Origin of the sequence: Arthrobacter sp. FB24, from assembly GCF_000196235.1 — a bacterium.
In the GTDB taxonomy this organism is placed as follows: domain Bacteria; phylum Actinomycetota; class Actinomycetes; order Actinomycetales; family Micrococcaceae; genus Arthrobacter.
In genome coordinates this window covers 4,275,228-4,288,976 of record NC_008541.1, presented here as the reverse complement: position 1 = coordinate 4,288,976, position 13,749 = coordinate 4,275,228, and the positions used below count along the sequence as shown (strand labels likewise).

Genomic DNA, 13,749 nt, shown 5'->3' with positions numbered 1-13,749 from the left:
GCCGCGGACAGCTTCTACGTGCTCGCGGACGGGCCCTGGCGCTCGTGCGTCTGGCCGAAGGGAACGTCCGCGCTGACGGCTACGGTGAACGTGGTGTGGCCCAGCCGTGTCACCAGGATGCCGGACGTGCCCTCTTCCATGGCGTGCTGCCGTGCCTGCTCCACCGCCGCGTTCAACTCATCATCAATGAGGCGGGGGTCGGTGGTTTCGACAAAAAAGGTCCGTCCGGCCTCGATTGTGCTGATCATCCTGCGGTTCCCGTTCTTGGTTCTTGGTTGGTTTGGATCGTGGCGTCCCGGTCAACGTCGGAGATCGCGCGAAAAATCCGCTCCTGCGTCGCAAGCTCGATGCCGAGCGCCGTCGCAGCGATATCCTCGAGGGCTTCGTGCATCCAGTCCGTGGCGGCCCGGTTGTCCGGATGCAACGGGTCGTGCAGGGACGGGTCGGACCGCAGGAGCGCGTAGCGCGCCACCTTCGCCTTCAGCTGCCCCACGAGGTCCTCGATCTCCGTCAATAGCTCGTCGCGCCAGCTTTCGGAATCGTCCGGCATCGTAGTTTGCCTTGCGTCAGGGGAACTTCGGTCCAGGCTCAAATCGGGCCGGCGTGGTGGCTGGCGGACATGGCAGCCCTCAACAACTCGCCATGGTCCGGAGATGCCGCATGCGTGAGCGATACTTCTAGGAATTGGTGGCCGCGCATTGATTGGACTCCTCCTGGGTAGTTCGCCGACAATGGGCGCTACCGGGGTCCGGGGCAACAATTAAGTATATCCCGCCTGGCAAGGGGTGCACAGGACCCGGGCGGCAGCCAGCGGACTGACTATAAAGCAGGCATAAACTGTAGGAACAGCAGTTGATGCATGGAAGGTGCCTTTCCGATGGTTCAAGCGACTTCCTTCCGTGGCCCGGATGCGGCTGGCGCGGCGTGGTCCAGCCATGGTTGAACACTCCTGCTCGATGACCGAGGGGCTGGACGGGGGCCTCTGCGCCGGGTTCCTGGAATCCCTGCCCGTCTCCGGAGCGTCCATTTCCGTCTTTTCCGGGCTGGCTCCGGAAACGATGGTCTGTGCCAGCAACACGGTGTCGGCGAGGATTGACGAGCTCCAGTTCGACCTCGGCGAGGGCCCGCGCTGGGAGGCGCTGGGAACCCGGAGGCCGGTCCTCCTTCCCTACGTGCGCTCGGCTCCGCACCCGGACTGGCCCGTCTTCGCTGACGCCCTGCGGGACCTTGATGTTTCAGCGCTCTTCGTCTTCCCGCTGATGCTTGGTGCCATGGATATCGGCGTGGTGGAACTGTACAGCTCCGACGCCGGCCCGCTGAGCCCCGCTGACCATTCGACGGCACTGCAACTGGCCGATGCCGTGACGTGGCAGCTGCTCCGCCAGCTCCTCACCCTGTCCCCGGGAGACGGGACAGACGCGCCGCATGACGGCTCGCCGCTCTCCCGGCGCGAGGTGCACCAGGCCACCGGAATGGTCCTGGCCCAGACCGGGGCTTCCGCCACCGACGCTCTGCTGCTGCTGCGGGCGCATGCGTTCGCGCAGGGGCGCACGGTCCGCGACGTGGCCCGCGACGTGGTCGCCAAGACCCTTGACTTCACCCCGAATGACGGGTGAACGGCGAACCATGACGTGCAGTAGAATCCCTTCATGGCGATGATGAGCCGCGCCGGGCGCGTGAGTGCCGCGTTCGTCAAGATTGCGGACACCCTGGTGGCGGATTACGACGTTTTCGACCTCCTGCACACCCTGGTGGAGGAATCCGTGGGAATACTCGACGCCGCCGCTGCCGGGCTGGTGCTGGTGGACCCGGCCGGAGATCTCCAGGTGATGGCTTCCACGAGCGAGGAGAGCCAGCTGGTGGAAGTGCTCCAGCTGGAGGCCGGCGCGGGCCCGTGCGTGGACTGCTACCACACCGGCGCCGTTGTGGCCGTTGACGATATCGCGGCGGACGGATCCCGGTGGCCGCTGTTCCAGGCGTCCGCGCTGGCACAGGGGTTCCGCTCACTGCACGCCGTCCCGATGCGCCTGCGCAGCCGGACCATTGGCGCCATGAACCTCTTCGGCCGCGAAACCGGTCCCCTCAGCGCGGACGACGCAGCCATTGCGCAGGCGTTTGCCGACGTCGCCACCATCACCCTCCTGCAGGAACGTGCGGCGAGGGAAAGCGCCATCATCAATGAACAGCTGCAGCGCGCGCTGAACAGCCGCATCCAGATTGAACAGGCGAAGGGCGTCATCTCGCATACCGCGAACGTGGACATGAACCGGGCTTTCTCGATGCTGCGCGATTATGCCCGCGCCCACAACCAGACCATTTACGATACGGCCGCAAAAGTCGTCGGCCGCAAGATCACGCTCTGACGAAGATCATCCTGACAAACGGCATCCGCCGGGCCGGACTGAGTACTGAGGCGCGCCTCCGGCGACCCAAGCCGGCAGAATAGAGTACACACTACTGGTGACGGACCGCCGCGGCAGCGGATTGAATGGACCACAGCTTGGTCTCACAGCTTGGTCTCTGGTCTCTGGGGGTTTTCCTATGTTTGTTTTGTGCGTTCCCATGGTGTCCTACCGGCTCCCCGCAATGACGGGCGGCGTCCGATGAGCGCGGGGATGGAATCCGTTGCCATGTTCGCCGGATCGATGGCCGGTCTGGTCATCCTGTCCCTGGGGCAGGCCATGGTGGTGGCGTGCCTCTGTTTTGACATGGTCCGTGCACTGTCCGTGCCCAGGTCCCACCGGCGTTATGTGGCCAGCACCGTTTTCCGGACGCTGGCATTGCCGTCGGTCCTCGCCATGGGTATCAGCGTCCTGGTTGACGCCGTGTTCTGGTCATGGATGGACGTCGCCATGGGTGTCTTCGTGATGGTCATGATCATCTTCCGCCTGCACCACGACAAGGACGAGGACAACTGGTGGAAGGGCAAGGGCAAGAAACTCGCCCGCTGGGCCCGGAAGCAGCTGTCCTCCGGAAGGTCCTTGGCCCCGGCCATGGGCTGAGGGGCCGCCCAACCGGGGAGCCGGTCAACCGTCAGTCGTTGAACAGGCCGGCCAAGTCATCGGCCGTCAGGGAACCGCCGGAGAGCGCGTCGCCCTCCATGACGTCCGCGAACAGCTGCGACTTCTTGGCCTTCAAGGCCATGACCTTTTCCTCGATGGTGTCCTTGGCAACCAGCCGGTAGACCATCACGTTGCGGGCCTGGCCGATCCGGTGCGTACGGTCCACCGCCTGCGCCTCGGACGCCGGGTTCCACCAGGGGTCCAGCAGGAACACGTAGTCCGCCTCTGTCAGGTTCAGGCCGAAGCCGCCGGCCTTCAGGCTGATCAGGAACACGGGGGCGGAGCCGTTCTTGAACTCGTTCACCACGTCGGAGCGGTTGCGGGTGCTGCCGTCGAGGTAGCAGAATTCGATCTTCTCCTCGACGAGCCGTTCACGGACCTTGCCCAGGAAGCCGGTGAACTGGCTGAAGATCAAGGCACGGTGCCCTTCGGCCACGAGGTCCTCAAGCTGCTCGAAGAGCACGTCCAGCTTGCTGGACCGCACGCCGGACAGGGACGGGTCCACCAGCGATGCGTCCAGGCTGAGCTGACGGAGCAGGGTGAGCGACTGGAAAATGGTGAAGCGGTTTTTGTTGACGTCCTCAATGAGGCCCAGGATCTTCTGGCGCTCCCGCTGCAGGTGCGTCTGGTAGACCTTCTGGTGCCGCGGATTCAGCACCACCTCGAGGATCTGCTCCTGCTTGGGCGGCAGGTCGTGGATGACCTGTTCCTTGGTGCGCCGCATCATGAGTGGACGGACCCGACGGCGGAGCTTGTCCAACTGCCCCTTGTCGCCGTTCTTTTCCACCGGCTTCTGGTAGTACTCGGCGAACCGGCTGGGGCTCGCGAACAGGCCCGGCGCCACGATCGAGGTGAGCGCCCAGAACTCCATCAGGTTGTTTTCCAGCGGTGTTCCGGTGATGGCCAGTTTGAACGCCGCCGGCAGCTTGCGCGCGCACTGGTAGGCCTTGGACTGGTGGTTCTTCACGAACTGCGCCTCGTCCAGCACCAGGGCGGCCCATTCCCGTGACGCATACGCTTCGTAGTCGATCCGGAACAGGGCGTAGGACGTAATCACGATGTCCGCGCCGGCCATGGCCTCGGCCGGGTCCACCCCGTTTTTCGCGAACGTCTCGCCGATGGCGCGGACGGTAAGCCCGGGGGCGAACCGCGCGGTTTCGGCCTCCCAGTTGCCCACCACGCTGGTGGGGGCCACGACGAGAAAGGGCGCGGCGCCGTCGGCCGCTTTCCCCTCAGACGCGGCGGCTTCCTTAGCCGCGCAAACCAGCGCGAGGGCCTGGACGGTCTTGCCCAGGCCCATGTCATCGGCCAGCACCCCGCCCAAGCCGTGCCGGTAGAGGAAACTCAGCCAGTTGAAACCCTCCAACTGGTAGGGGCGAAGCTCGGCATTCAGGGTTGGCGGTAGGGGCAGCCCCTTGATGCCGCCTTCCAGCAGTCCGCCCACGGCCTCGCGCCAGGCGGCCGCCTGCTCATCGACAACGCCAAGGTGCGCCAGTTCATCCCAAAGCCCGGCCTGGAACCGGCTGATCTGCAGCGGCGCGTCCTTGTTGTCCTGAAGGGACCGGGCCTCCTCGATCAGGGCCCGCAGCTGATGGAGTTCCGGAAGGTCCAGCGAAAAGTAAGCGCCGCTGGGCAGGAGCATCTTCGTCTGGCCGGCGGCGAGGGCGGAGAACACCGCTGCGAAGGAAACGGGCTGGCCTTCAAGGGAGATCTGGATACCGAGATCGAACCAGTCGCGCTGGTCCGTGGCCTTGGTGGAGATGGCCACCACGGGGGCTTCCTCGGCCTCCCGGTAGTCGGCGATCTCACCTGAGGTGTCCACCACCACGTCCGGGGTGTTGCGGAGCCGGGGAAGCACTTCCTCGGTAAAGGCAAGCGTGTCCAGCCCGCTCAGCTCGGCAGAAGCAGCAAGCCGCGGAGTTCCCCAGCCTCCGGTGGCGGATTCGCCCAGCTTGGGGACAACTTCCCAGGGCTGTCCCACGGCCTCGAGGATGCGGGCCTCCGTGGGGTCGTCACGGTAGCCGTGGTCGCCCGGATGCCGCCAGAGGGGCTGCGCCGTGACCAGGTTCCCTGACGTGTAGTGCCATTCCCAGTGCAGCCGGACTTTGTGGTCGGCACCGTAGTTGGCCAGGAGCGACAAGGTGGGGACGGCCAGCGTGGGCAGTTCCACCGACTGGTCCGACGCGGTGACGCGGGCGGCCTGCTTGAGCTTGGGGTAGAAGCCGGTGAGGAAGCGGGTCTCGTCCCGCGCCGGAATGTGCAGCGTGCTGCCGGCCGTGACGAATGTCAGGAGTTCTTCGCTAAGCCCGCTTTCCAGCGGAGCCAGCGTGATGATCGATCCGTTGCCCGTGCCGGGAAGAGCGTCCGCTCCGGACGTCAGGAAGATCCCGTGGGCCGGCCGGCCGATGGTCCCCACGGACGCCGGGTCAACCACTTCCCCTTCAACGGTCATGGTGGGCGCCAGCGTCAGCCCGCCGTCGTCGGACGTCTTCGCGTTGACGGCGGCGGCCGGCCCGACGGCGGCACGTTCGACGGCGGCGCCGCCGCCCGTTTCCCCGCCGGACGCGCCGAAACGGGTCAGGTTAAGTCCCACCGCGGCCGGCTCCTCCACAAACCGCACGGGTTCCTGGCTGCCCGCATGCACCAGCGCGACGCCGATCTTCCGGGCCTGGGCGAGCAGGCTCCACAGGTTTTTCCCGGCGTAGGTGTTCAGCCCCAGCCAGGGCGCGGTGGAGTTGTGCTGCCGGTTCGCGAGGGCGGTGTGGGAGGCAAGGAATTCCTGCATCCACTCCACGTGGGCCTCGTTGCATTCACGCCGGTAGTTGAGGTAGCTCAGGGTGTTCCAGGAGACGTCGCCGCGGATCCACTTGCCCTTGGCGCCCATGATCACCGGGCGCGCCTTCAGCTGGCGGACGCTGCGGAGCGGATCACGGCGGCCGGTGTAGGAAAAGTGCGGGGCCGGCTCTTCAATGTCGAACTGGAGGGCCAGCGGGATGCCGTTGGTGGACGGGGTGATTCCAGGGCGGGCAATGAGCGGGCCCAGGGCCTGCTCCCAGTCCGGCATGTCCTGCGCCAGGGGTTCACGGGACAGGCGGGTGGCCTCGGCCGGGGCCAGGAGCTGGACGCGGATGGCGGGACTGTCCTCGGCCGCGAACAGCAGCGCGGCCACATGCTTGCAGTCCTTCCGCACCGGGCAGCTGCAGACGCCCACGGTGCAGCTCCAGCCGCCCGCCTTCCGGACCAGCTTGGCAGTGGTTGAATAGGGCGCGTCCGAACCGCCGCGGACCTTGCCGAGCATCAGGCCGGTGGCGGCATCGAAGGAAATCCCCGAGACCCGGCTGCCCATGGCGTAGGCGAGTCCGGCCGCGAGGGAGCGGTCGTTGATCGCGGGGGTCTGTATTGCCAGTGCCGCACTCTCGTCCGGTTGGGATGGCATGGTGCGCGCTACTTTCAGCAGGTCAAAAATCTGCAGGTTATCTGATCCATCTTACCGAGCCGGAAGAGGCCCTGAAACTTCGCCCAACGTTCAGCTCATCCTCCACCTGCGGACCGGTGCGCCACGTAGCGTGAAAGGGTCCAGAGCACCACCCGCTTTCAGCAGTGAGGATCTTCCATGAGCACCGGTCAGCCCGCCAGCAAGCACCCCGTCGTCCTGGCACCCGAAAGCGCCGAGGCGGCCAACGAGGACGTTGTGGACTCCAACGTGACCGTGGTCAACGCCATGTATGCGGAGCTTCTCGACGCCCCGGAAATCGCGCCTAACGCGCTCCGCAGCTACTACGTCGACTTCTACCTAACCCAGGCGCTGGCAGGCGGCTTTGCCCAGTACGTCTTCACGGTTCCGGAGCGCGAAGAGATCGACGCCTATGTCCGCGAAGGCCTGGAAGGCATGGGCGCCACCGCCCACCTGGCGCTGTTCAACCGCACCGCCGCGGCTTTTGATGCGCTCTCAGAGGACGACGCCGACGCGTACTTGGATGGGGATGCAGACGGGGATTCGGAGGGCTTTGGCGGCGCCGACAACGGCGGCGGGACCGCCTCCCCGGAGGCGGTCCGGGAACTCGAAAGGCTCGACGACGAATTCGAGTCGCTGCTGGAGAGCGAGGACATCCTCGCGCTCAACGCCGCCTGGCTCCGCGGCCAGGAAGGCCTGCTGCTGCTTGACGGGGAGCAGCTGGAACTCCACATCGCCGAGCGTGTGGCCCGGATCCCCAACCTTGCCGAACGCCAGGCCGAAGCGGCGGAAGAAGCCCTGGAGAACGCGCCGGAGTTCGAACTGATCATCCGCGAACTGTGCGACGTCGCGGGCCAGGAGCTGCAGAAGATCACCATGGGCGATCCCAACTACGAGCACAACGGCGAGACCGTCCTCGCCTGGCACTTCACCACGGACCAGGGCGACTTCATCATGGTGGAGGATGACGAGGAGGCCTACATGATCAGCCCCTCGACCAAGGAGATCATTGCCGCCGTGGAGTTCGAAGAGGCCGACGCCTAGGGTCCCCGAACCGCCCTGCCGGGACCGCGGCGGGAACGCGGAAGCGCGGCCCCTGTAAAATTGAGCGAAATCAGACCAACACGCACGAACGCCGGCGCCGGCTTATATACCGGCGCCGGCGTTTGTGCATCACGATGATCGGTGGACATGTCGCTCAGGTTTCTCCCCAGCAAACTCACGCCACGGGCCCTATGGGTCGCGGTGGCCGCTGCCCTGGCGCTCGTCCTGGCGGCGGTAGCCATCGTGGTGGGTGCGGGGTCGCAGCCTGGCCCGGGCAGCCCCGCCGCGGACGCGCTGGCCGACGTCGCCGGCGCCCAGGCGGAGGCCAAAAAAGACGCCGGCCGCTATGGCTCGTTCTGGCTGGCCGGGGGCGACCGCAGCCTGGAGGGCCTGGCACGCCCGCTCCGGACCGACGGCGTTTCCGACCTCCGCGCCATTGAATGCGCCGATGGATGGGTGGCCGCCGCCAGGGTGGGGCAGGACGTCTTCGTACGCTCCAGCAGTCAGGACCAGGTGGTGCGGGCTGGCTCCGCGGACATCCGCCGCCCGGACTGCGTCACAGCTGTTGCAGTGGAGGCCATGCTGTCCGACCTGGGCGCACGGCCCGAGGTTCCGGCGCCGGCGGAGTCCGCGTTCGCGCGGCCGGACGGTGCCTCCGCCTACCGCCCGGGCTACCACATCACCCCCCGCGAAAACTGGATGAACGATCCGCAGCGGCCGTTCTGGCTGGACGGCCTCTGGCACTACTACTACCTCTACAACGCCGGCTACCCGGAGGAGAACGGCACTGAGTGGTACCACCTCACCAGCACCGACCTGGTGCATTGGAAGGACGAGGGGGTGGCCATTGAAAAGTACAAGAACGGCCTGGGCGACATCGAAACGGGCAGTGCCGTGGTGGATTACGAGAATTCCGCGGGGTTCGGCAAAGGTGCCGTCATCGCCGTCATGACTCAGCAGGACGACGGCATCCAGCGGCAGTCGCTGTTCTATTCCACCGACAAGGGCTACACATTCAAGCCCTACGAGGGGAACCCGGTGATGGACAACCCGGGGGAGCAGCACTGGCGCGATCCGAAGATCATCCGTGATAACGCGAACAACCAGTGGGTGATGGCCCTGGCGGAGGGCGAAAAGATAGGTCTGTACGCCTCCGCCAACCTGAAGGAATGGCGCTACCTTTCGGCCTTTGAACGCAAGGGACTGGGGATCCTTGAATGCCCGGAACTCTTCCAGCTCGACGTCGACGGCGATCCCGCCAAACGGACCTGGGTCCTTGCTGCCAGCGCCAACGGGGCCGAGGAAGGGAAGTCCACCGGCGTCGCCTATTGGACCGGGACCTGGGACGGGACCCGGTTCGAGCCTTCGGACCAGAAGCACCAGTGGCTGGACGACGGCTCCGACTTCTACGCCGCCGTGACCTGGGACGACCCCCGTCTCACGGAAAGCCAGCGCATGGGGTCGCGCCACTCCATCGCGTGGCTGAACAACTGGGCCTATGCCCGCAAGCTGCCCACCGACGACTGGCACGGGGGCGCCGACACTCTGGTCAGGGATATCCGGCTGAAGACGGTCTCCGGCAAGCCCACGCTCGTCTCCATGCCCACTAGTGCGCTGAAGTCGCTGGAAGGAGACACCGCCACCGTGGAAGACCGGAAACTGACTCCTGACGGTGCAGCCGGGCTACCCGTGCCTGACCGCGGAGCGTACCGGCTCGACCTCACGCTCGAACGCGCGGCAGACGACGACGGTTCCGAGGCCAAGGTGGAACTGCTCGCCGAAAACGGGGTCTTTGCCACAGTGGGCTATGACTTCGAATCGGGAACCGCCTTCGTCACGCGGGACGGTGCCGCCAAGGAAACGGCCGGACTCGCGCCCGATTACGGCGTGCTCCGGCGTGCGGAGTCCGCACCCCGCGAGGGCCGGGTCCGGCTGACGGTCTATGTGGACCACAGTTCCGTGGAAGTGTTCGTCAACGACGGCGAGAGAACCCTCACGTCTCTCGTGTTCCCTGCCGGGGCGCCTAAGGGCCTGAAGGCGCTGACGAAGGACGGGACGCTGACGCTCAAGTCGTTCAGCTATACACCGATGGCGGCCACGTCCTGATCCGGCACTGATTCTTCCCGCTAGGCGTCGTCCACCACGCCGGTCCGGTACGAGGCGAGGAACGCGGCGATCCGGCGCACTGCTTCCTCGATGTCCTCCACCGACGGAAGGATGACGAAGCGGAAGTGGTCCGGCCGGGGCCAGTTGAACGCCGTGCCGTGTGAGACCAGGATCTTCTGTTCACGCAGGAGGTCCAGGACGAACTGTTCATCGCTCTTGAACGGGTAGAGCTCCGGGTCAAGACGCGGAAACAGGTACATGGCCGCCGCCGCGGGAACACACGTGACGCCCGGAATGGCGGTGAGCAGCTTATGGGCGCGGTCCCGCTGCTCGCGGAGGCGGCCGCCCGGCCGGACCAGGGCCTCGATGCTCTGATAGCCGCCGAGGCACGTCTGGATCGCGTGCTGGGCGGGGACATTGGGGCACAGGCGCAGGGATGCCAGCAGCTCCAGGCCTTCCCGGTAGGCCAGCGTTGCCGCCAGCGGGCCCGTGACGGCCACCCAGCCTGCGCGGTACCCCGGCATCCGGTACGCCTTGGAGAGGCCGCTGAACGTGAGGACGCAGATGTCCTCGGCCACCGAGGCTGTATGGATGTGCTGCGAGTCCTCGTACAGGATCTTCTCGTAGATTTCGTCCGAGAAGAGCACCAAATGGTGTTTGCGCGCCAGTGCGGCAAACTGCTCCAGGACGTGCCGCGGGTACACGGCTCCCGTGGGGTTGTTCGGGTTGATGATCACGATTGCCTTGGTGCGCTTGGTGATCTTTGCTTCGACGTCGGCCATATCCGGCCACCAGTGCTCGTCCTCGTCGCACAGGTAGTGCACAGGCTTGCCGCCGGTCAGCGTGACGGCCGCCGTCCACAGCGGGTAGTCGGGCGCCGGAATCAGGATTTCGTCGCCGTCTTCCATGAAGGCCTGGAGGCACATGGAGATGAGTTCGCTGACGCCGTTGCCGATGAAGATGTCCTCGACGCCGATCTGCATCAGGCCGCGGGTCTGGTAGTACTGCGAGATGGCCGTGCGCGCAGAGAAGATGCCCTTGGAATCGCTGTAGCCCTGGGCCCCGCGCAGGTGGTGGATCATGTCCACGACCACGGACTCGGGAGTCTCCAGTCCGAACGGCGCGGTGTCACCCAGATTCATCTTGAGAATCCGGTGCCCTTCGGCTTCCATCTCCTTCGCGGCCTGGAGGATGGGTCCGCGGAGTTCATAGCGGACGTTCTGGAGTTTGCTGGAGTGCTGCATGGGACGCATGCTTGATCTTTTCACAGCACCGGGCGGTCTACACTGTGGTCAGCGCCCTTGAAGCAGCCCGGGGGATTCTTTATCTGTGCCTGGGGGACAGACGGATGAAACGTATCCATGCAAGCGATCCGATTGACATGACGCAACCGGCGGCAGGGCCGGGCAATGACAGTCCACCAGCAGAGGGCGCATCGCCCGCCTGGGATGCGCTGTTGGCCGACTGGATCGACCGGTTTTTCGGCAGGCTCGGAGTCCGGGGCCGTGTGGTGATGAGCCAGCTTCCTCTGCCCGTTACCTTGTCCCTGATAGTTGTTACTGCCGCGATCTTCAGCCCGGCAACGCTGGCGGACGACGCGTTCAGGATTGCCTTGCTGGCACATGCCGCGTTGTTCGGCCTCTGCCTGGCCGTTCCCTGGGGGAAGCTGCACCCCGAAGCGTTCACGCTGATACCGGTCCTGGACTGCGTTGCCATCGGATTCACGCGGCAAGCGGGCGGCCCAAGCTTCAACGTCCTGAGCCTGCTGCTGGTTTTCCCGGTGGTCTGGCTGTCGGTGAGCGGGCGCAGGCACCGGGTTGTCCTGGCAGTCCTCGCCACCGTACTCAGCACCGTCGTCCCTGCCGCCGCCCTGGGAGCGGACCCGGCGCAGGGTTCCATGATCCGGACCATCTTCTTGCCGCTCCTGATGGCTGCCATCGCGGTGACGGCCCACGTGGTGGCCGGCGCCCTCCACCGGCAACGCGGGACGCTGGTCCGGAAGGACCGTGACCTGGCAGCAACCCTCGCCGAGAGCGTCCGACGCCAGCGGCTGCTTGATGCCGTGCTTTCAGCCGTTGATGTGGGCGTCTGGGTGGTGGACGCAAAGGGTCAGGATGTGCTGACCAACAGGGCGATGCGGACCGACCCCTCGTTGGCCCGGCTGGTCCCCGCCACGGGATCTCCTCAGCTCTTTTATGGTGACAGGACCACCCTAGTGCCGCCGGACGGGTTCCCGGCAGCGCGGGCGTCCCGCGGTGAGGCCTTCACCAATGAGCTGTACTGGGCCGGCGAGGGTAGCGGGCAACGGGCCTATTCCGTCAGCGGCCGCGCCATTCCGTCCCCGGACGGGGACAACACGGGGGCCGTGGTCACCTTCGCCGAGGTGACCACGCTGATCAACGCCCTCGCTGCCAAGGACAACTTCGTCGCCACGGTGTCCCACGAGCTGCGCACGCCGCTGACGTCAATACTCGGTTACCTGGAACTGGTCATCGACGAACCGGGCCACGAGGACATACAGGCTGAGCTGCGGATCGTGGAGCGGAATGCCGTCTACCTTCTGGGCCTTGTGAATGACCTGATTGCCGTCGCTTCTGAAAGCGTGGAGCTCGTCCTGCAGGAGACGGACATTGCAGGCCTCCTCGCTGCCGCCGTGGCCGCCGACCACGAGAAGGCTGCACTCTGCGGAGCGGCCCTGGTGCTCGACACGGAAGAACCGCTGACTGCCCGGGTGGACCCGGTCAGGATCCGGCAGGTGGCGGGCAACCTGATCTCGAATGCGGTGAAGTACTCACCGGACGGCGGAAGGATCACCGTCCGGGCCCGCAGGAACGGCGAAAAGCTGGTCTGCTCAATCACCGACACGGGCATAGGTATGACGAAGGAAGATCAGGAACAGGCCTTTGCCAAGTTCTTTCGATCCGCACGGTCCCGCGATACGGCCATTCCGGGAGCAGGGCTTGGCCTTCCCATCAGCAAGACCATCATCGAAGGACACGGCGGATCAATCAGCCTCACCAGCGCCCCGGGAGAGGGCACAACGGTGTCTTTCGTCCTTCCCGCGGCCCACGGTTGACCCACCATGGTCTGCCAGGTCCTCGCGGCATTCTTCAGATCGGTCGGCTTGCCCGGGTCCCGATCCTAATGCCGGGCCCGCGGCCACAGGCCTGCCCGGGTCCCGCAAAAAGAATTTTCGGCACCGCGTAACTTTTCCGGAACACGCAGCGATGTAAGGGGAGTGCGGACCGCGTCCGCACAGCTTGAGTGGCCGGATCCAACCTGGCCGTTACTGACACTGTTGTATATGTTTTCGGAGGGTTTCATGTCCTTGTTCACTGTTTTTGCCACTAGTAAGGTTGCCGCGAGCGCATTGGCGGCCGGTACGCTGGCGGTCGGTGGCACCGGCGCAGCCGCCTTTGCCGGAGCCCTTCCTACTGACGTTCAGCAGAGCGCCCACGAACTGCTCGGCGCTCCCGCCCCGCACGTCGGCGGTGTCTCCGAGACCGCTACGGCCGGCGCCACCGCGGAAGCGTCCGCCTCCGCCTCGCCGTCCGCTTCCGCTTCGGCGGATGCTGCAGCAACCGGCTCTGACGAGGACGCCAGCGCTGAAGCCTCGGCAACCGCCGTCGGCCCGGACGCCACCGGCCCCGCCGCCTACGGCCTGTGCACCGCCTTCACCAAGGGCGGCCTGGACGCATCCTCCACCGCTTTCAAGTCGCTTGCCATCGCCGCTGAGGGCGAAGCCAACGTCGAAGGCTACTGCGCTGATGTAACTGCCGCAGGCAAGGCAGCTGCCAACGCATCGGCCAAGTCCGAGGGCGGCAAGGTTGAAGGTGCGGGCTCCGGCGAGGCCGCAGCAGACGTTCAGGCCCCGGAGGTTCCGGAAGCCCCTGAGCTGCCCACCCAGGCAGCAGTTCCGGCCACCCCGGAAATCCCCGCCGAGGTCCCCACCGAGCTCCCTGAGCTGCCCACCTCAGCTGGCCGTCCGTAATACAGCCGCCTATGGTGGACCGCGGGACTTTTCGCTGTGGCGGAAGTCCCGCGGTGCAACCGGCGCAGGTTCGCAGCCTTCCGATCTTCGGA

The 13,749-nt window shown here is 65.9% G+C and carries 11 protein-coding genes; 7 read left to right on the top strand and 4 right to left on the bottom strand.

Going from position 1 to position 13,749, the window contains the following annotated elements; translation table 11 throughout:
- Nucleotides 1-14: 14 nt before the first annotated feature.
- Both ARTH_RS19265 and ARTH_RS19260 read right to left on the bottom strand, forming a co-directional pair.
- Nucleotides 15-248 carry a hypothetical protein gene (locus tag ARTH_RS19265; RefSeq protein ID WP_011693628.1) on the bottom strand — a complete coding sequence of 78 codons (234 nt, stop codon included), beginning with the start codon at nt 246-248 and terminating at the stop codon, nt 15-17.
- Complete coding sequence (locus ARTH_RS19260) at nt 245-550, bottom strand: hypothetical protein (RefSeq protein WP_011693627.1); 306 nt, start codon at nt 548-550, stop codon at nt 245-247. The genes ARTH_RS19265 and ARTH_RS19260 overlap by 4 nt, the downstream gene beginning before the upstream one ends.
- A 385-nt stretch (nt 551-935) precedes the next feature.
- Between ARTH_RS19260 and ARTH_RS19255 the strand changes: the two genes are divergently transcribed.
- The 3 genes from ARTH_RS19255 (at nt 936) to ARTH_RS19245 (ending at nt 3,002) form a co-directional block, all read left to right on the top strand.
- Nucleotides 936-1,616 (top strand): GAF and ANTAR domain-containing protein, encoded by a 681-nt coding sequence (locus tag ARTH_RS19255; RefSeq protein ID WP_043431157.1) that lies wholly within the window; start codon nt 936-938, stop codon nt 1,614-1,616.
- Nucleotides 1,617-1,649: 33 nt separating this feature from the next.
- Nucleotides 1,650-2,363, top strand: coding sequence for a GAF and ANTAR domain-containing protein (locus ARTH_RS19250; protein ID WP_011693625.1), 714 nt, complete (start codon nt 1,650-1,652; stop codon nt 2,361-2,363).
- 252 nt (nt 2,364-2,615) lie between these two features.
- A complete protein-coding gene (locus tag ARTH_RS19245; protein ID WP_043430099.1) occupies nt 2,616-3,002 on the top strand; it encodes a hypothetical protein in 387 nt (128 codons plus the stop codon).
- Nucleotides 3,003-3,033: 31 nt separating this feature from the next.
- Here ARTH_RS19245 and ARTH_RS19240 read toward each other — a convergent pair whose 3' ends face one another.
- The gene (locus ARTH_RS19240) at nt 3,034-6,498 is read right to left on the bottom strand and encodes a DEAD/DEAH box helicase (protein WP_011693623.1); all 3,465 of its coding nucleotides are present in this window, start codon (nt 6,496-6,498) and stop codon (nt 3,034-3,036) included.
- A 177-nt stretch (nt 6,499-6,675) separates the two neighbouring features.
- Here ARTH_RS19240 and ARTH_RS19235 point away from each other — a divergent pair, with 177 nt between their 5' ends.
- Together ARTH_RS19235 and ARTH_RS19230 are read left to right on the top strand one after the other, a co-directional pair.
- A complete protein-coding gene (locus ARTH_RS19235) occupies nt 6,676-7,560 on the top strand; it encodes a DMP19 family protein (protein ID WP_011693622.1) in 885 nt (294 codons plus the stop codon).
- Nucleotides 7,561-7,707: 147 nt separating this feature from the next.
- Nucleotides 7,708-9,666 (top strand): glycoside hydrolase family 32 protein, encoded by a 1,959-nt coding sequence (locus ARTH_RS19230; protein ID WP_011693621.1) that lies wholly within the window; start codon nt 7,708-7,710, stop codon nt 9,664-9,666.
- A gap of 20 nt (nt 9,667-9,686) precedes the next feature.
- On the opposite strand, the gene ARTH_RS19225 is transcribed toward ARTH_RS19230, so the two are convergent.
- Nucleotides 9,687-10,919, bottom strand: a complete 1,233-nt coding sequence (locus ARTH_RS19225; RefSeq protein ID WP_011693620.1) for a pyridoxal phosphate-dependent aminotransferase — start codon at nt 10,917-10,919, stop codon at nt 9,687-9,689.
- 128 nt (nt 10,920-11,047) lie between these two features.
- Between ARTH_RS19225 and ARTH_RS19220 the strand changes: the two genes are divergently transcribed.
- Nucleotides 11,048-12,742: a sensor histidine kinase gene (locus tag ARTH_RS19220; RefSeq protein ID WP_156810856.1), complete on the top strand. Its 1,695-nt coding sequence runs from the start codon at nt 11,048-11,050 to the stop codon at nt 12,740-12,742.
- Between the two features lie 246 nt (nt 12,743-12,988).
- The gene (locus ARTH_RS19215) at nt 12,989-13,657 is read left to right on the top strand and encodes a hypothetical protein (protein WP_011693618.1); all 669 of its coding nucleotides are present in this window, start codon (nt 12,989-12,991) and stop codon (nt 13,655-13,657) included.
- The last annotated feature ends 92 nt before the right edge of the window (nt 13,658-13,749 follow it).

Coding starts and splice junctions, on each gene's coding strand:
- ARTH_RS19265 (WP_011693628.1), bottom strand. CDS start 248: ATGATCAGCACAATCGAGGCCGGACGGACCTTTTTTGTCGAAACCACC.
- ARTH_RS19260 (WP_011693627.1), bottom strand. CDS start 550: ATGCCGGACGATTCCGAAAGCTGGCGCGACGAGCTATTGACGGAGATC.
- ARTH_RS19255 (WP_043431157.1), top strand. CDS start 936: ATGGTTGAACACTCCTGCTCGATGACCGAGGGGCTGGACGGGGGCCTC.
- ARTH_RS19250 (WP_011693625.1), top strand. CDS start 1,650: ATGGCGATGATGAGCCGCGCCGGGCGCGTGAGTGCCGCGTTCGTCAAG.
- ARTH_RS19245 (WP_043430099.1), top strand. CDS start 2,616: ATGGAATCCGTTGCCATGTTCGCCGGATCGATGGCCGGTCTGGTCATC.
- ARTH_RS19240 (WP_011693623.1), bottom strand. CDS start 6,498: ATGCCATCCCAACCGGACGAGAGTGCGGCACTGGCAATACAGACCCCC.
- ARTH_RS19235 (WP_011693622.1), top strand. CDS start 6,676: ATGAGCACCGGTCAGCCCGCCAGCAAGCACCCCGTCGTCCTGGCACCC.
- ARTH_RS19230 (WP_011693621.1), top strand. CDS start 7,708: ATGTCGCTCAGGTTTCTCCCCAGCAAACTCACGCCACGGGCCCTATGG.
- ARTH_RS19225 (WP_011693620.1), bottom strand. CDS start 10,919: ATGCGTCCCATGCAGCACTCCAGCAAACTCCAGAACGTCCGCTATGAA.
- ARTH_RS19220 (WP_156810856.1), top strand. CDS start 11,048: ATGACGCAACCGGCGGCAGGGCCGGGCAATGACAGTCCACCAGCAGAG.
- ARTH_RS19215 (WP_011693618.1), top strand. CDS start 12,989: ATGTCCTTGTTCACTGTTTTTGCCACTAGTAAGGTTGCCGCGAGCGCA.